This window comes from Chryseobacterium sp. MEBOG07, from assembly GCF_021869745.1.
GTDB classification, from domain to species: domain Bacteria; phylum Bacteroidota; class Bacteroidia; order Flavobacteriales; family Weeksellaceae; genus Chryseobacterium; species Chryseobacterium viscerum.
In genome coordinates this window covers 1812390-1829467 of the sequence record NZ_CP084579.1, presented here as the reverse complement: position 1 = coordinate 1829467, position 17078 = coordinate 1812390, and the positions used below count along the sequence as shown (strand labels likewise).

Sequence of the window (17078 nt, the reverse complement as noted above, 5' to 3'; positions counted from 1 at the left end):
TAGAGCGCTCCTATTCCAATCAACAGGACAAATGTCTAAAAAGTAATCTCCTTCCTGATCCGGCTCAAATGCCGCTGTGTAATTCCGAGGTAAGAGGATAAATACTGCAGTGGGATTTTCTGGATATAGTCGGGATAGTTTTTAATAAGCGCAGTATATCGTTGGGTAGCTGTGTCTCTTTGAAGCTGAAAAAATCTATTTTCAAGCTCAAGATATTCCTGCTCAGCAATGATTTTCAGAAATTTGGTCCAGTTCAGATTATCCTGAATAAGGGTATCCATCTTTTCTTTTTTCAGGATCATCAGCTCTGCGTCATTGATGGCCTGCATATTTTCTTTACTGAGACATCCTGAAATAAATGATGAGTAGGCAGCAATCATCGTATTGGGAAACCTGAAACAATAGGTCATATCTTTCCCATCATCAGAAATGTAAAAAGACCTGAAAATTCCGGATTTTATAAACCCCACTTCCCGGCATCGCTCGCCTTCCCGTATGAAATAATCATTTTTATGTACTTTCCTGATTTCGAAAAGCTGCAAAAACTCTTCAATTTCATCATCTGAAAACAGATTAAAGCTTCGAAAATAATCATGTACCATCATTCTTGACATTAGGGAATTCTAATAAACCACGAAAATAAATAAAAAGATGGAGGCAATATGCTTTATCAACGCAAAGTTTTAATTTTTGCAGAGTCTTAATGTAAAGAGGGCAAAGGCGGCATCAATTTCATTGATTCTTTCTAAGCTCATGCATAACCATATAAATTCATATCCGACTTTGTCAATGTCTTACCATACTTAAGAATAAGATTTCCTGATAGATTCTCTGCCTTTTTTATATAAATCAATTTAAATATTTTTTTTATGCTAGCTTAATTTTGAGACTTACTCAAATATGTCTGGCCAATTTCAATTAACAACAAAAAAAATCATCTCAGGACGAGATGATCTACCGTTTTGAATTTACTTGAGTTATTTATGAAGATATGAATGATGTTTTGTTGTAACAAAGATAGGTCAGTCCCGGTTTTTATCAATCAGGGTAATCCCTAAACTTTTATCCGTAAAAATACGGTTGTGTAAACAAAAAAGCCCTGCAGGACATACCTTACAGGACTTTAGTTTATCTAACAATATTCTTTTTTATTGTTTAAAGTTCAAGGTTTAAAGTTATGATTGTCATTCACTTTCACCCTGATTCACTTTATTAAAGAGGGCTTACCAGCTGTAAGAACCATTCTTTAACTTCTCCTTCCAGGTAAGGACCTAGTTTTTCCTCACAGGTTTTATGGTAACCATTCAACCAAGCAATTTCACTTTCTGAAAGAATTTCTTTTGCCACTGTATCTTTGAAGAACGGGCAGAATGTAAGCGTTTCAAATTCATAGAATGTTCCGTGAATTGTTTTTTCGGCTTCTTTTACTGCAATCAGATTCTCATGACGGATTCCATAGTGCCCTTCAAGATAATACCCGGGTTCATTTGAACAAACCATTCCTGGTAGAAGATCCTGAGGATTCAGATCTTTTCTGATATTCTGCGGCCCTTCATGTACATTCATGAAGCTTCCTACCCCATGCCCTGTTCCGTGGTTGAAATCTTTCCCTTCCATCCATAACGGAAGTCTTGCAATGGCATCAAGGTGCACTCCTTTTGTTCCTTTCGGGAATTTCACCATGGATAGACGGATTAATCCCTGTAATACCAATGTTGAATTTCTTTTAAACTCTTCAGAAGGCGTTCCTAATGCAAAAGTTCTTGTAATATCTGTAGTCCCCTCAAGGTACTGACCTCCTGAATCTACCAGGATGGTAGCCTCATTGGTTACTTCTTTGCTTCCTTCTTTCTTGGCAGAATAGTGCATGATAGCACCGTTATCTTTATATCCTATGATAGAACCGAAACTTTCTCCTACAAAATTTTCTCCTTCTGCACGGAAACCCTTCAGTTTCTGTCCGATAGAATATTCATTCATAGTTTCTTTTCCTGCATTGTGCGTTAACCAATAAAGGAATTTCACCATCGCAACACCATCTCTTACCATTACGGTTCTGAAACCTTCCAGCTCAGCCTCATTTTTCTGGGCTTTCATCAGATTACTGGGAACCGGAGCTTTGATAAACTGGTTTTCGGCCTGTAATGTTGCAAAGATCTGTTGGTTGGTATTTGGAGAAACCAATACTTTTTCATTCTTGAATGTCTTCAGAAAATTGTAGAATTCTTCGTAAGGCATCATTTTTACAAAGGAGTCATCCATTTGTTTTCTTGCCCCCACTTCCATTTTTTCTAATCCCGTGAATAGAACTGCATCGTTTTTAGTAATTACGATATATCCTAAAAATACAGGATTGCTTTCTACATCGCTTCCTCTCAGGTTCAATGTCCATGCTACATCATCCAGACTTGATATAATGTGTACGGTAGCTTCCTGCTCTTCCATTTTCTGACGGATGGCAGAAAGTTTATCAGACACCGATTTACCAGCTCTTTCTATCGGATGTACAAAGATCGGGTTGGCAGATGGAGTTCCCCTTTCTTTCCAAACTTCTGTTAAAAGCGGAGAATCTACCAGCGTAATATTTTTTGAATTAAATTTTTGAGTAAGCAGTTCCCAGTTGGCATTAGAAGCTGCCAAAGCATTTACCGCCACTTTACCACCGGCAGGGATTTCTGAAATGATCCAGTCGATATAATTAGGAGTACCTTCCATACCGTCCTTGAAAAGGTCGATTCCTGAACCATCCAGCTCAATAGCTGCTTGTGTAAAGTATCTTCCGTCTGTCCAAAGTCCAGCTTTGTCTTTGGTAACTACCACAAAACCGGCAGAACCTAAGAACCCTGATAACCAAGCTCTCTCCTGCCATTGTTCAGGAAGATATTCGCTCATATGCGGGTCTGCAGAATATACTATAAATGCATCAACATTATTTTTCTGCATTTCTTCACGAAGCGCAGCAACTTTTTCCTTTGAAGTCATTCTTTTTCTTTTTTTAAACACCGAAAGTTACGAAAAATTTGATGTCGGCAGATTAAATATATTCCCTATTCTCCTTAATAATCTGATCTTTTTTAAAGGAATCCTTTTACAACGAAACTGTAATTTGTTTTTTTATGTTTTATTTTAAACAACCTCAATTATGCAACTATAAATTTTACCAAAATTTTTATAGTATTTTCTTATTTTAAATGGCAAGCTTTAGTTTTTAAAAAACATTTTTGAGATATTATCGGCTATAGTATAGGTTTCAACTCCGGTCAGATTGGTCAGCAGAATCACTGCCAAATTATCATCAGGATAAATATTTACTGAAGCACGTCCTCCTCCAAGAGCTGAAACGGCAAAATGAACGTCTCTCCTGATAACCGGCCAGCCCAATGCATAAGCATTTAATAATCCTCCAAAACCTTCATAAATTCCGTTATTTAATGGCACGGGTATCCACATTTTTCTGATATTTTCCTGATGCTTCAAAAATTTACCATCCTGTAATGCTATGATCCATTGTGCAATATCACCGGCACTCGTAAAAACTCCTGCATCTGTTCTGAAACTTGTAGGAAAATCCTCATACAATTCTCTGAGTTTATTTCCTTTGAGATGTTTTCCTGTTGCTTTATCCAACCTATAAAAACTATAAGTGGGAGCTTTATTTTTCATTACATCATATGAGTTTCCATATTTTGTATTATTCATTTTGGCTATTTTAAATTGACCATTTTCGACCCACTCTTCAAAAGGAAGTTTTCCTATTTTTTCAATGATCTTCTGTAAGACAAGATAATTAGTAGCATTATAATTAAATTTCTCTCCAGGATCAGACAATAGTGGTAAAGTCTGAACTTTCACCCATGAAGAATCCTGTCCTTTGTCACTAATCAAACCGTCTCCGTTTTCTGATTCAATATCCGGTAAACCTGAAGTATGGCTCAGTAATTGTCTGGTGGTAATTCTCCCCCAGTTTTCTGGTATATGATCCAAATAAACAGAAATGGGTTTTTCAATTTCAAGATCTTTCTTTTCTACCAATTGCATAATAGCAACAGCGGTAAATATTTTAGCAATAGAATTGATAGAAAATATTGTATTATGTGTAACAGGAGCTGAAAACTCTACATTGGCTGTCCCCAAGGGTTCTGAAAACAAGATTTTGCTATCCTTAACAACAGCAATCTGAAGTCCGGGAATCTTTTCCTTTTTCATTTCTTTTGCAAGATACTCCAGAACTTCTTTTTTATGATTTTGCCCGGAAAAGAGAGCTATTGAAAAGAACAACATACTTATAATAAATAAGATATTTTTCATTGAAATAGTTTTCCGAAAGTTAAAAACATTTCGGTTTATAAATCAAAAAAACACATCTTTTAAAACATTAAAATCCCAAACATATTTCATAAAACAAACTATTTTAAAGTATAAAAAAGCTACCACATTATCAAAATAACAATTTTTTGGAAAGATTATTGCTACATTTTATTTCATGAAACAGCAAAACTACAATAACCACAGGAAATTTTATCCACCTCATCATTTTATTTATCTTCCTTTACTCATCATATTAGAGATTTTCGGAATTTATAAAATCTGGGATGATCCGGAAAATAAGCTAACCTGGATTCTGTTTTCTATTGTAATCTTTCTGCTTTTCTATCTGGCATTCATGACACGGCAGCATTATGCTCTGGGACTTCAAAACCGAATGGTGATCCTGGAGTTTAAACAGCGTTATTTTGAGATTTTCAATAAAAGATCTGATGAAGTTGCTGAAAAACTGAAATTCGATCAGATTGCTGCATTGAGATTTACCTATGATGATGAATTCAAGGAGCTTTTATACAGGGCTCTTCATGAAAACATATCAGGAGACGAAATTAAAAGGTCTATTAAAAACTGGAGAGCTGATCGGCTGAGAATTTAACCAACACACTCAAACAAATATATACCTATGAAAAAATTAAGCTTATACAGTATTACGATATTATGCTTGTTGATGTTAACAAGCTGTGAGGCAGTAGAAACAATTTTTAAGGCAGGAATGTGGTGGGGAATCATCCTAGTCTGTGCGATAGTAGTGATTCTTTTACTGATATTTTCGAGGGGTAAAAACTCCTAACCATGCTTTATGGAGAAGAATACAGATCTGGAGATCATTTCTCACCTGAAGCCTTCAAAAATTGTTAAAATCATGAAGGATCCGGAAGCTTCTGCAAAGGCGGTACATCTTGTATATACCACCGATGCGGAAACCACCGGAATCATCCGTAAGAAAACAGGAAAAAAATATTCCTATTATAAGGAAGGAAAAAAATAAGTAATAAGGAGGAAATTACAAGAATCAACAAGCTGGTGATTCCGCCTGCCTGGGAAAATGTATGGATCTGTGCTCTGGAAAACGGACATCTGCAGGCGACAGGTTTTGATGCCAAACAAAGGAAACAATACCGTTACCATCCTCTTTGGAACGCTTTAAGAAATCATACGAAATTTTACAGAATGCTTCAGTTCGGATATGCATTACCGGACATCCGGCTGCAAGTAGAACAGGACCTTGCTGTGCGAAATTTTGAGAAGCGGAAAATTCTGGCTTTAATTGTAAGCCTTATGCAGAGAACCAACATCCGTATCGGCAATGCCATTTATGAAAAACTATATGGTTCTTTTGGCCTGACGACTTTGAAAGGCAAACATGTGAAGGTGAATGGGCAGAAAATTACTTTTTCTTTTAAAGGGAAAAAAGGGATTATGCATCGTATTGATCTTCGGAGTAAAAGATTGTCAAGGCTCGTTCAGAAGTGTAAAGATATTCCGGGGAAAGAACTTTTTCAGTATTTTGATGATGAAGGAAATCTCCACTCTATAGATTCCGGGATGGTGAATGATTATATTAAAGAGCTCAGTGGTGAAGATTTTACCGCTAAGGATTTCAGAACCTGGTCCGGAACGGTAAGCGCTCTGATTGCTTTTAAAGAAATAGGGTATGCAGAAAATGACACCCAATATAAAAAGAAGGTAAAAGAAGCGCTTGATATTGTTGCTGAGCATTTGGGAAATACAACAGCTGTATGCAGAAAATACTACGTTCACCCTTTAGTCATCAATCTTTACGAAAACAATACCATCAAAAAATATCTTGATGAACTGGAGGTCATTGAAGAAAATGACGGGAAAACTGATCTGACCCGAGAGGAGAAACTGGTTCTCAAAATTCTGGAAAACGAGAGAATGTAGGAAGCTGGTAGAATGGAAGCTGGTAGACTGAAGTTTTAATTCGTTCTATTGACAAATATTTGCACCTCATTGCTTCCAGCATCTGACATCCCGCCTCCAGCATCACTACACAGATATTCTATTATTGTTCAAAAACTGGGTTCTGTATTCCTTCGGGGTAATCCCTGCAATTTTTTTGAAAAGCTGCGTAAAATGGGAGGCCGTATGAAAATTCAGCTCATACGCGATCTCCGCGATATCTTTACTGGAATGAAGGAGTGCCTTGCTGTAATTGATATCAATTTCATTGATCCACTGTTTTGGTGACTTCTGAGTTACCCCTTTTACACATTTATTCAGATAACTTTCTGTCACAGAGAGTTTATCAGCATAAAATGCCACCCGTTTTTCCACCACATGATATTTAAACAAAAGATCCCGAAACTGAAGAGACAGTTCCATAGGTCTTGTCGCAGATTTATGATGGGTATCAGAATCTGTACTCAGAATCTTGATTAAAATAAGATGAAGCATAGTGACTACTACATCATTGACATTGAGGTTATTCAACCATAATTCCTGCTCCATAATCGGAAGAAGCTGTGTAATGGTACCATAGGTGAGGCTGTCAAGATTCAGAAAAGGGGTCATGAAAAAAATACTGCTTTTATGTTTAGGCAGTTCCTGTTCGGACAGAATATTATTTTCATAGGCAAGGAAGAAGCCTTCGATATCGTCGGATAATTCGACTGTTGCTGTAATGGTGCCTTGTTTTATAAAGATAACCCCTCCTTTCTCTGCGTGATATTCTTTATTTTCAAGATATTGTCTGATATGACCGTTGGTAACGAAAATAATAAAATTAAACGTTGTACGGTACGGAATCACCGGCATTAGAATCCCTTTAAGATAGTTTTCTATCCGATACAGCTGCAGATCAGCATTATTGGCTAATATCTTGTCCGTGATATTCGGTAGAAAAAGCTTTTTATATTGAAAATTGGATAGAACTTCCATATCCTTGTTATGATTATTTAAAGTTATACAAAATATTTTTAAGACTCAATACTGAATCGGCTGAGAAGGGCGAAAAAGCAAAATTGCAAAAGAGTACCGCTGTATTTCGCACTCACCTCTCTCAAACCCTTATACTCTCAAACCCTCTCACCCTTTTACCCTCTCAATCTCCCACTTAGAATTTATAGTACACCCCTACTCTTACTCCAAAAGGGCTTCCCGGTGTGTAGGTAAGATCTGTGATAGGTTCTGCCTCTCCTTTTAATTGGGTTTCTGTTGCAAATTGGGCTTCGTTCCATTGTACATTGAATAAGTTGTTGACCTGAATATTGGCTCCCCACTTCTGACGGTTGTAAGAAAGCATAAGATCATTCACAAAGTAAGCTTTGGTTCTGATACTGTTATCTTCCACTGCTGGTCTTGCACCAAGATATCGGTACTGAAGTCCTAAAGAAAAGCCATTCAGGAAATCCCAGTTTACAGATCCTGTACTGGTTACTACAGGCGCCAGCGGAACATAGTCCTGACCTTTTTCTTCTTCCATAAATCTGGCATGGGAATAATTGATATCTGCATTCAGATAAAAGTTTTCTAATGGCTGGAAACGAATACCAAGATCTGCTCCGAAACGTCTCGATTTTCCAGAAGGCTCTACCACAGCATCATCCCCAACGTATACAAACTCCTGTTGAAGATCCATATACCATAAAGCTGGCGTAATGATCAACGATTTGAAAGGATGCAGCCTTACCCCAAAATCTGCTCCAATAGAATAAGGAAGAGTATTTTCGTTTTTATTAGGAACCACCACTCTCAGGTCATTGGAGTGAAAGCCCATCCCTGTTTTCAGGAACCACATCACGTTATCATTTTGGGCATAAGAGAAATTCAATTTTGGGCTCACTCTTGTCGCTTCTTTGGATTGTCCGGACGGCAATTGCTCCACATCCAAAAGATTATGCATATTAAAGATAAAATGATCTACTCTCAAAGCCGGATTGATGGTCCATTTTCCGGTTTTCCAGATCAAACCTGAATAGGCATGAAGATTGGTTTCCGTTCCTGTCACATCGGATAATCTGTCAAGCAGCAGATCTCTGTGGTAGACATGGTTCAGTTGTAAAGTATTAATGTCGTCATTCCTTAATCCTATTCCTGAAGTCCAGCTCAAAGAGCTGTTGGCAAGGGAAAAAGTCTTTGTATATTTTACTTCGGCTCCATAAATATTTCTTCCGTCGGTCTGCTGAATTTCATCGCCATGATCTTTATCTTTTAAATTAAAGGTAAAATCGGAATACAGATTGAAATTATACTTTGAATAGAAAGCCATAGCATCGATCTGCTCGGATTGAGAAATGATATGTTTAAAGTTCATCTGCAGGTTTGTTCTGGATGTTTTTCCACCTTCTGTAGGGTCTATACTTCCCCATCTTCCGATGATCCCTTCATCTACAGCACGTTCTGGAATCTGCCCGGAAGCATTCCATGAAGAATTGAATGTTGAAAACTGGATATTAAAATAGTCTTTATCGGTAAGCCATTGATTGTATTTCCCAAAGATATTGACTCTGTTGAAATTCTGTTTTACATCGAAAGGCCCGTCTGTATAGTTATATTCTGCTGCTATATAGGCATTTTTTCTCCCGAGATCATCATGCAGAATATTGAACATTCCCAGCACTCTTTTTGAATTAAAAGATCCTCCTTCCAATTTGATTATACTGTTTTTCAAGCCATTGTACGTCTGGAAATCTACATATCCTGCCGTATTAAAATCTCCCCGATCCATATAATAGGCTCCTTTTCCGAAATCAATATTATTAACGGTTTCAGGAATGACAAAGTGTAAGTCTGAGTATCCCTGACCATGGGCATGAGAAACAATATTTACCGGCATTCCGTCTACATTCACGCTTACATCGGTACCGTGATCGGCATCAAATCCTCTTAAAAAAAGCTGTTCAGCCTTTCCTCCCCCAGCATGTTGTGCAATAAACAACCCGGGAACTTTTCTCAACAGATCCTGCGCAGAGCTTACCGGAAATTTGTTCAGATCTACTTTGGTAATGGCTGATAAAAAGGAACTGTGATTGATGGCTACTTCAGAAATCTGAAACGGCTTATGTTGTAAAAAAATAACTTTATTTTTATCTTCATCATTGGCGACCACCCATTTTACCTCATCATATCCCTGACGACTGATCACAAGAGTATCAGGAAGAGATTTTACAGGAATGGCAAATGTGCCGTCTGTTCCTGTGTGGGTATGGCTGTTTCCGTGGTCATATTTTACTAAAACATCCGCGATTGGAAATTTGTCATCGGCATCTTTGATCAGCAGTTGTTTTTCTGCTTCCTGCGCCATCATTTTTCCACTGAATGCCATGACTAGAAATGCTGCGGCTATTTTTGTTATTTTCATTTTTTGTTTTGTTAAATTAGAAATTAGAGGAGAGATAAGAGACAGGAGACAGGAGATACCTGATCTTGGATGTCAATCCTCAATCATTTTGTGAAAGATCTTTAAACTTTAAATAATGAATTGATTTACACTAAAACTCTCCAACGCTATACTTTTGCTTTAAGAAATATCTTCTGAATTAAAAGAGTAATCCATGTTCCGGCTACGAATGGGAATGTAAATACTCCACCAACGATATCCAGGCAATGGTTATCTATTAAAAGATCATCAATCACAATGGTTAACAAAACAGCAATAAGTACCCATAACCCATCTGTTTTCTTAACTCCTGAGAATGCGATTGCCGAAAGCACTGCATTAAATCCAAATAATCCCATGTGGATTTCTTTAACAGGTTCTCCATTCAACTGTGATAATCCCGCCCCAAGAATAGAGGCTGCCAATCCGTATAAAGCAGCTATCGGGGAGCTGATAAAAACAGCAAGAAAGAAAATCATTCCTGAAAGTACACCACCCTGAAATATTACTTCACCAAAACCATTGGTACAGGAAAGCAAATCGTCATATTGCGTAGGAACCACTTCACTGCTCAACATCGCAGATGGTGGAATATGGGTAAAATGATGAAGTGTAAATACCAACACCCATGTAATGATGATAAAAGGAAAAGTAAAGACCGGAATTTTCTTTTGAATAAAAAAATGTTGAATAACAGCAGCTAATGCTCCCCCAGTACAATAAGAACCCAGATCAATAATGTGGTTTCGAATAGAAAAGATAAGGCTACTCCTACAAGGGCTGCACTGAAACCATACAACCCGGCATTGATTTCAGATTTATTGTATCCAAGCTTCATCGCCGTGAAAGTTCCGGCTGCCGTCGAAAGCAATACTCCTACCCCACACTGCCAGCTCCCCATAAAGATGCCTATCAGAAACAAAAGCCCTGTCCATCTGTTTTCCTGGAGCATAATCTGCCCTATTCCTTTTAAAATAGTATCTAAAAAAGGGATTTTTTTGAAAAATTCGTTCATAGTTTTTTAATTGTATTAATGATTGTGGATATTAAGATAAGAGACGGATAGATGATAGACATTGGAGGCAGAGCCAATTTTGCTTCGCAAGTGAATGGTGAATAGTCAATTATCAGTGAAAGGATAACAACCTTGAACTTTAAACAGTTCAACTCTCAAACCCTCTTACCCTCAAACTCTACCACTCGCACACAGCATCCCGAAACCCGAATCTCGTTTACCATCCAAGAAAGACCATCCCAACTCCGCAAACCGTTACCACTGCTCCACTTACCACACCCATATATCTTTCCAGTTTTTCAGTATTGAATAAGGTGGAGTAACCGTAACGTCCCAGAAGTACCATTCCAAGCATTGTCAACACGGTAGTTATCGTGAAAGATGTTACCAGTACAGCAATTTCAGACATTGAATGTTTTACTCCCGAATAGAATAATAAAGGAATTAAAGGTTCGCTCGGTCCCATTACGAAAATCATGAAAAGTACAAGCGGAGTCACTTTTATTCTTTTCTGAGGCATTACCATTTCTGTGTGATTATGTTCGTATACATAAACATCATCACCCATCACATCAAAATGCTTATGAGGTTTGTTCCTGATCGCCTGAATGAGACCATATATCAAATAAACTCCTCCAAAAATAAGCAGTGCCCATCCTGAGAAATTCCCTCTGATATCCTGAAACCAGGAGATCTTATTCAGCTGCCATCCAAGGAAAACACCTATAAAACCTAAGATCAGAGAACTGAAAACATGTCCAAATCCACAGACAACCGTTAATATGGCTGTTTTAATTCCGCTCCACTTTTTTGATTTTGAGAGTACGATGAATGGCAGATAATGATCCGGCCCTGAAGCGGTATGTATAAAACTTATTGAAATGGCACTCAAAAGAAGCGCCCAAAGTGTACTATCCATTTTTTAATTTATTTTTTTACCTGAGAGCCTTTTTATTCTAAAGACCAAAGAATTTCCTGAATATACAGGAAGAAGTTGTACATCATTTCCCCTCCATGCCCTAAAGCTCTTACTACAAAACCGTTGTCTTCCATTGCAGAAACGCCTACTTCCATTTCTTCATGATGTTGGGCTGCTGCCTCAACGATCTCTTCAATCAAGCCATTCTTATCTACATTTTCCTTTGTGCTGTAGAAGATCAGGGTTCCCTGATGAGTGTACTGTTCCAGATTTCCAATACTGCTGATCGGAATCATATCAGGCTGAATCAGAACATTATCTTTCACTACAAGTTTGTTGTTATGATAGATTTCCATCACATTCTGAAAACGTTTTAATTTAAAAACCTCTCCATAATGTTTTCTCCCACAGGTAATAATCTCACTGATGATGATCTGGCTGTTTTCCCCGATGTGAATATTTGCTTTACTCTTAAAATTGGAATCTTCATGCGGAACGATAGGATGAGGAACGTAGGCAAAAGAAGTTTCATCCTCCATCTTTACATTAAGCTCCTGAAGTGCCTTATCTTTCATGTTGAAAAGCCTCTGATACGATTGTGACTGCAGCTGAAGTGCAGCTCCTTTTTCAAGAGCAACGTCCAGATGATAGTGGTCTCCATCCAGAATTCCCGGAGAGGAGCTCATCACCATCTGATAGAGCTTTTTGTCACTTTTTCGCTGTCCTACAGAAACTACTCTGAAAGGAAGAGAGACATAAAGGTCTTTCACATAGGATTCTCCTCCCTTGAATCCTGCAATAATACTTAAACGACTATCCATCTATCTTACTAAGTTCGGTTCTTCAATTTCTTCTAAAAGAGCATATTTTTTGATCCACCCGATTACCTTATCCAGTCCTTCATCTGTTTTAAGATTGGTAAATACAAAAGGATTTCCTTTTCTCATTCTTCTGGCATCATTTTCCATCACTTCAAGACTGGCTCCTACATGCGGTGCAAGGTCAATTTTATTGATGATCAATAAGTCTGATCTTGTAATACCCGGACCTCCTTTTCTAGGTATTTTTTCTCCTTCTGCAACATCAATAATGAAGATGGTAACGTCTGCGAGGTCCGGACTGAAAGTCGCCGAAAGGTTATCCCCTCCACTCTCAATAAGAACCAGTTCGATGTCCGGGAAGCGTGCTGCAAGCTCATCTACTGCTTCAAGGTTCATACTTGCATCTTCACGGATGGCAGTGTGAGGGCAGCCCCCCGTTTCTACTCCAATAATTCTGTCATGAGGAAGAAGACTGTTTTTAGCCATAAATTCAGCGTCTTCTTTGGTGTAAATATCATTAGTAATCACTCCGAGATCATATTTCCCGAATAATTTTCTGCTTAAACGTTCCAATAATGCAGTTTTTCCTGAACCTACCGGTCCTGCAACTCCTACTTTTATATATTTTCTATTTTCCATTTCTTCTAAAATTTTAATTGTTTTTTTAACGCTATGGGTGCTAAGTTTTGTTTAATATGAATTATGTTATGATCGCAAAGGCGTTTCACTTAACAATGATCTCCTTATTTTTATTAATTGAGAATATTATAAGGGATGCAAAGGCATTTCATTCGGCTAAGAAACCTCCCATTCATTTAATCTTAAGTTTCTTCATTTTCTTAGCTTTCCCTGTCTTCCATTATCATTTTGCCTTTCCTCCCTTTTATCTTTTTACTTTTGCCTTACGACATATAAAGCCTTGAATAAAGCCTCTCATGCTGCATACACCTTATATCAAAAGCGGTATTACAAAGTCCAACCATATCTCTGTCCAGTTCTATCGTTTCTACAACTGTTTTTTCCATAACAGGATAGAGGGAAAACAAAATATCCTGCCCGTCCAGCTGTCCAAGAGGGACCAACTTTACGGCATTGGTGATCATTCCTGCAACTGAGGTATAATAAAATCCCAGAAGTGCTTCATACAAAGGGATCTTCATTAAATAAGCATACACCCCAAAAACAATACAGTAATGAGAATTGGCTTCTTTATGCTGAACTGCTTTTTCAAAATCCTCCATCAAAGGGGAACTTTCTCTTCTTTTGAAGATCTTGATCAGTCTGAGACCTAATTTCTGGCTGGCCTGACGGATTTCTTTCGGACATTTTATGGCGTTACATTCGTTATCTAAATCCAACAGTTGTTGCAAATCGCCATTTTCGGCAGCTTGATAAGCCATTTTAACAAAAGCTCCGTCATTGAATTTAAGGTTGTACTCCAGCATATTCTGAACAAATTCTTTTGCTGTTGCCAGATTATGCACGATTCTTTCCTGCACATAGGTTTCCAGTCCGTTGGAGTGGCTGTAGCCCCCTATGGGAAGCGTAGGGTCAGAGAGATGAAGAAGTCCTGACAGAAAGTTTATATTCATATTATTCATCTTTCGGAGCGGCCATTTTTAAGATTTTTGTAAAGATTGTGGAGCCAAGGCTTCCATGTCCGTGAGGTTCTACGTTAGATTTAAGAAGATTCAGCAGCTTTACGGATTGTTTTTCCGGTTTGAAACCGCTTGCTTCCAACCATCTGAACATGGGCATTTCAAAAGGAAGCAATACTTTATCCTCCTGAATAAAAAGCGGAATATGTTTGTTTCCTATTTCATAGCACACGGTACCCATTTCCAACAATGAAGCGGGTGACATCACGATAGCTTCTGTTTCCAGAACATTGACCGCGATTATTTTTTCGGCATCCTCAAAAAGAATATCTCCTTCACGCAAACGCTGCCCTTCTCTAAGAAATTTGATGGCAACATCAGTTCCCTGCCTGGTTTTTTTGCGCTGGATTCTTTTGGTGGTTTCAAACCATTCCAGATCAAGATAATCTATGGTTTTCCCTGTAGGATTTTCGGTTAGATTGCCTATGATTTGATTAATTATCATTTTTGGATTTTTTTCTGAAGTCTAAGTTTTTAGAAATACCCACTCCGAATGTTGAACCACTGATTCCTGCTACATAGCTTTTCGTCCAACCTTCTTCTTTTGTCTTGGTCTGAAGCATTGAAAGTTCAGCAAATTTGAATTTCAGAGCCCAGCCTCCACCTAATAAAATTCCGATCAGAGGATAGGCACGAAGACGGAATCCGTTAAAGTTCTGCATTGCATCAGCCGCCGTTGACAACTGTTGCCCCCAAACATAATGGGCATCCACTTGCCCAATCAATACAAAGTATTTCCCAAGCATTAATGAGGGGCTATACCAGATACCTGCTTCATTTTGCTTATAGACAACATTGTGATCAACCGTATTCTGTGAGTATGCATAATTGACTCCGATAAGATCATTATTATTGATGAAGTATCCCACTCCCAGCGGTGCACTCGAAACGGTACTGCTGCTGCTTGACGGTGTTGTGATTTTAGAATAGTCTAAAGAACCATACACCATAAATTGTCCTTTGGGGCCTTCTTCATCACTTTTCAGTCGGTGTCCTCCTAAAAACTGAGCGCTTACATTTCCTGAAAGCATAGATATTCCGGCTATGGCAAAAGAAAAAACTGTTTTATTTAAATATTTCATTCTAAACTTAATTCTATAATTGTTTTAAAATTCTAACAGATCAATTTTGATAAAGAGAGTGTCTGAAAATGTCATTCTGACGAAGGAAGAATCTCCTTGATAATCCCATTGAGATTCTTCACTACATTATATTTCGTTCAGAATGACAAAACAAATCGTTTTAATTTTCAGACACTCTGCTTTAATATTTATCTTAGAATAAGAAATACAATTGTGTTAAAGGAAGTGTTTCTGCCGGTTCACAAGTGATATATTCACCGTCTACCGTTACTTTATAGTTTTCAGCATTCACTTCAATTAGAGGAGTCTTATCATTATGAATAAGATCTGCTTTTGAAATATTTCTACAGTTTTTCACCGGAAGAATCATTTTCTCCAATTTGTAAGAAGCAATTGTTCCGTTATCAATAGAGATCTGTGAAACGAAGTTGGCACAAATACCAAACTTGGCTTTTCCATGAGCTCCAAACATATTTCTGTAAATAATCGGCTGAGGTGTTGGAATAGACGCATTCGGATCTCCCATTTTAGCAGCGATTACAAATCCTCCTTTGACAATCATTTCCGGCTTTGCTCCAAATAATGCAGGCTTCCAGATCACCAAATCTGCTAATTTCCCTTCTTCAATGGATCCTACATATTCTGAAATACCGTGAGCAATCGCTGGATTGATGGTATATTTAGCTACGTATCTTTTGGCGCGGTAATTGTCGTTTTCCGCATTCTGATCTTCTTCCAAAGCTCCTCTCTGCTCCTTCATTTTGCTTGCCGTCTGCCATGTTCTTGTGATCACTTCTCCCGGTCTTCCCATCGCCTGAGAGTCTGAACTCATGATACTGAAAACTCCCATGTCATGAAGAATATCTTCTGCTGCAATCGTTTCAGGGCGGATACGTGAGTCTGCAAACGCTACATCTTCAGGGATATTTTTACTCAAGTGGTGGCATACCATCAGCATATCCAAATGCTCATCGATTGTATTGACGGTGTAAGGGCGTGTAGGGTTTGTAGAAGCCGGCAATACGTTTGGATACATGGCAGCTTTAATGATATCCGGTGCGTGACCTCCTCCTGCTCCTTCCGTGTGGAAAGTGTGGATTACTCTTCCGTTGATCGCTCTCATGGTATCTTCAAGAAATCCTCCTTCATTCAAAGTATCAGTGTGGATGGCAACCTGAACGTCATATTTATCAGCTACTTTCAGCGCAGCATCAATGGTTGCAGGAGTTGCTCCCCAGTCTTCATGGATTTTTACTCCTAAAGCCCCTGCCTCCACCTGTTCTTCGATAGGCTCTTCTGCTGAGCAGTTTCCTTTTCCGAAGAAACCAAGGTTCATCGGATATTCTTCTGCTGCCTCAAGCATTTTCTGCATGTTGAATTTTCCCGGAGTAACAGTTGTGGCATTGGTTCCGTCATTAGGACCTGTACCGCCACCGATCATTGTTGTAATTCCGCTGTACAGGGATGTTTCGATCTGCTGAGGGCAGATGTAGTGAATGTGGGTATCAATACCTCCGGCAGTTACGATATATCCTTTTCCACCATGAACTTCCGTTGAAGCTCCAATGATCATATTAGGACTTACCCCATCCATCGTATCAGGATTACCCGCTTTTCCGATTCCTACAATCTTTCCGTCTTTGATTCCGATATCACCTTTTACAATTCCCCAGTGGTCGATGATTACTGCTCCTGTGATACAAAGGTCCAAAACACCTTCATCTCTTTTGGCACTCACATTCTGCCCCATCCCGTCACGTATGGTTTTTCCTCCTCCGAAAACGGCTTCGTCTCCGTAATGGGTGAAATCTTTTTCAATTTCAATGATAATTTCAGTATCTCCCAGTCTGATTTTGTCTCCGGCTGTTGGACCTAATATATTGGCGTATTGTTTTCTGTCTACGTTTAAGCTCATC

General features: G+C 38.4%; 15 protein-coding genes and 1 pseudogene. 3 read left to right on the top strand and 13 right to left on the bottom strand.

Annotated elements, in window-relative coordinates:
• Positions 1–35: 35 nt before the first annotated feature.
• The 3 genes from LF886_RS08400 to LF886_RS08390 form a co-directional block, all read right to left on the bottom strand.
• Positions 36–602: a Crp/Fnr family transcriptional regulator gene (locus LF886_RS08400; RefSeq protein ID WP_152290033.1), complete on the bottom strand. Its 567-nt coding sequence runs from the start codon at positions 600–602 to the stop codon at positions 36–38.
• A gap of 610 nt (positions 603–1212) precedes the next feature.
• The gene (locus LF886_RS08395) at positions 1213–2982 is read right to left on the bottom strand and encodes an aminopeptidase P family protein (RefSeq protein ID WP_236853684.1); all 1770 of its coding nucleotides are present in this window, start codon (positions 2980–2982) and stop codon (positions 1213–1215) included.
• A gap of 219 nt (positions 2983–3201) precedes the next feature.
• On the bottom strand, positions 3202–4308 hold the full coding sequence (locus LF886_RS08390) for a serine hydrolase domain-containing protein (RefSeq protein ID WP_236853683.1): 1107 nt from the start codon (positions 4306–4308) through the stop codon (positions 3202–3204).
• A gap of 175 nt (positions 4309–4483) precedes the next feature.
• On the opposite strand from LF886_RS08390, the gene LF886_RS08385 reads away from it, so the two are divergent.
• The 3 genes from LF886_RS08385 to LF886_RS08375 all read left to right on the top strand — a co-directional run bounded on the left by LF886_RS08385 (position 4484) and on the right by LF886_RS08375 (position 6231).
• Positions 4484–4921 carry a DUF6526 family protein gene (locus tag LF886_RS08385; protein ID WP_236853682.1) on the top strand — a complete coding sequence of 146 codons (438 nt, stop codon included), beginning with the start codon at positions 4484–4486 and terminating at the stop codon, positions 4919–4921.
• Positions 4922–5125: 204 nt separating this feature from the next.
• On the top strand, positions 5126–5314 hold the full coding sequence (locus tag LF886_RS08380) for a hypothetical protein (RefSeq protein ID WP_236853681.1): 189 nt from the start codon (positions 5126–5128) through the stop codon (positions 5312–5314).
• Positions 5315–5349: 35 nt separating this feature from the next.
• Positions 5350–6231: a DNA topoisomerase IB gene (locus tag LF886_RS08375; RefSeq protein WP_236853680.1), complete on the top strand. Its 882-nt coding sequence runs from the start codon at positions 5350–5352 to the stop codon at positions 6229–6231.
• A 105-nt stretch (positions 6232–6336) separates the two neighbouring features.
• On the opposite strand, the gene LF886_RS08370 is transcribed toward LF886_RS08375, so the two are convergent.
• From LF886_RS08370 to ureC, 10 genes and pseudogenes are all read right to left on the bottom strand, one after another.
• Positions 6337–7227 (bottom strand): helix-turn-helix domain-containing protein, encoded by an 891-nt coding sequence (locus LF886_RS08370; protein WP_103232552.1) that lies wholly within the window; start codon positions 7225–7227, stop codon positions 6337–6339.
• A gap of 175 nt (positions 7228–7402) precedes the next feature.
• The gene (locus LF886_RS08365; RefSeq protein WP_236853679.1) at positions 7403–9649 is read right to left on the bottom strand and encodes a TonB-dependent receptor; all 2247 of its coding nucleotides are present in this window, start codon (positions 9647–9649) and stop codon (positions 7403–7405) included.
• A 146-nt stretch (positions 9650–9795) separates the two neighbouring features.
• Positions 9796–10619 (bottom strand): annotated as a pseudogene (locus LF886_RS08360) (urea transporter).
• A gap of 280 nt (positions 10620–10899) precedes the next feature.
• Positions 10900–11601 carry a hypothetical protein gene (locus LF886_RS08355; protein ID WP_236853678.1) on the bottom strand — a complete coding sequence of 234 codons (702 nt, stop codon included), beginning with the start codon at positions 11599–11601 and terminating at the stop codon, positions 10900–10902.
• A gap of 32 nt (positions 11602–11633) precedes the next feature.
• Positions 11634–12422 (bottom strand): urease accessory protein UreD, encoded by a 789-nt coding sequence (locus LF886_RS08350; protein WP_236853677.1) that lies wholly within the window; start codon positions 12420–12422, stop codon positions 11634–11636.
• On the bottom strand, positions 12423–13061 hold the full coding sequence (gene ureG / locus LF886_RS08345) for an urease accessory protein UreG (protein WP_103290289.1): 639 nt from the start codon (positions 13059–13061) through the stop codon (positions 12423–12425).
• Between the two features lie 263 nt (positions 13062–13324).
• Positions 13325–14014 carry an urease accessory protein UreF gene (locus LF886_RS08340; protein ID WP_152289878.1) on the bottom strand — a complete coding sequence of 230 codons (690 nt, stop codon included), beginning with the start codon at positions 14012–14014 and terminating at the stop codon, positions 13325–13327.
• Position 14015: 1 nt separating this feature from the next.
• A complete protein-coding gene (gene ureE, locus LF886_RS08335; protein ID WP_103232557.1) occupies positions 14016–14525 on the bottom strand; it encodes an urease accessory protein UreE in 510 nt (169 codons plus the stop codon).
• Positions 14515–15162, bottom strand: coding sequence for a hypothetical protein (locus tag LF886_RS08330; protein ID WP_103232558.1), 648 nt, complete (start codon positions 15160–15162; stop codon positions 14515–14517). Before LF886_RS08330 ends, ureE begins: the two co-directional genes overlap by 11 nt.
• A gap of 193 nt (positions 15163–15355) precedes the next feature.
• Complete coding sequence (gene ureC / locus LF886_RS08325; protein WP_236853676.1) at positions 15356–17077, bottom strand: urease subunit alpha; 1722 nt, start codon at positions 17075–17077, stop codon at positions 15356–15358.
• Position 17078: the final 1 nt, after the last annotated feature.

What these genes read in the sequence shown, in the direction of transcription:
- LF886_RS08385 (WP_236853682.1), top strand. Translation starts at nt 4,484, where the DNA reads ATGAAACAGCAAAACTACAATAACCACAGGAAATTTTATCCACCTCAT.
- LF886_RS08380 (WP_236853681.1), top strand. Translation starts at nt 5,126, where the DNA reads ATGGAGAAGAATACAGATCTGGAGATCATTTCTCACCTGAAGCCTTCA.
- LF886_RS08330 (WP_103232558.1), bottom strand. Translation starts at nt 15,162, where the DNA reads ATGAAATATTTAAATAAAACAGTTTTTTCTTTTGCCATAGCCGGAATA.
- ureE (WP_103232557.1), bottom strand. Translation starts at nt 14,525, where the DNA reads ATGATAATTAATCAAATCATAGGCAATCTAACCGAAAATCCTACAGGG.
- LF886_RS08365 (WP_236853679.1), bottom strand. Translation starts at nt 9,649, where the DNA reads ATGAAAATAACAAAAATAGCCGCAGCATTTCTAGTCATGGCATTCAGT.
- LF886_RS08395 (WP_236853684.1), bottom strand. Translation starts at nt 2,982, where the DNA reads ATGACTTCAAAGGAAAAAGTTGCTGCGCTTCGTGAAGAAATGCAGAAA.
- LF886_RS08350 (WP_236853677.1), bottom strand. Translation starts at nt 12,422, where the DNA reads ATGGATAGTCGTTTAAGTATTATTGCAGGATTCAAGGGAGGAGAATCC.
- LF886_RS08370 (WP_103232552.1), bottom strand. Translation starts at nt 7,227, where the DNA reads ATGGAAGTTCTATCCAATTTTCAATATAAAAAGCTTTTTCTACCGAAT.
- ureC (WP_236853676.1), bottom strand. Translation starts at nt 17,077, where the DNA reads ATGAGCTTAAACGTAGACAGAAAACAATACGCCAATATATTAGGTCCA.
- ureG (WP_103290289.1), bottom strand. Translation starts at nt 13,061, where the DNA reads ATGGAAAATAGAAAATATATAAAAGTAGGAGTTGCAGGACCGGTAGGT.
- LF886_RS08390 (WP_236853683.1), bottom strand. Translation starts at nt 4,308, where the DNA reads ATGAAAAATATCTTATTTATTATAAGTATGTTGTTCTTTTCAATAGCT.
- LF886_RS08340 (WP_152289878.1), bottom strand. Translation starts at nt 14,014, where the DNA reads ATGAATATAAACTTTCTGTCAGGACTTCTTCATCTCTCTGACCCTACG.
- LF886_RS08355 (WP_236853678.1), bottom strand. Translation starts at nt 11,601, where the DNA reads ATGGATAGTACACTTTGGGCGCTTCTTTTGAGTGCCATTTCAATAAGT.
- LF886_RS08400 (WP_152290033.1), bottom strand. Translation starts at nt 602, where the DNA reads ATGGTACATGATTATTTTCGAAGCTTTAATCTGTTTTCAGATGATGAA.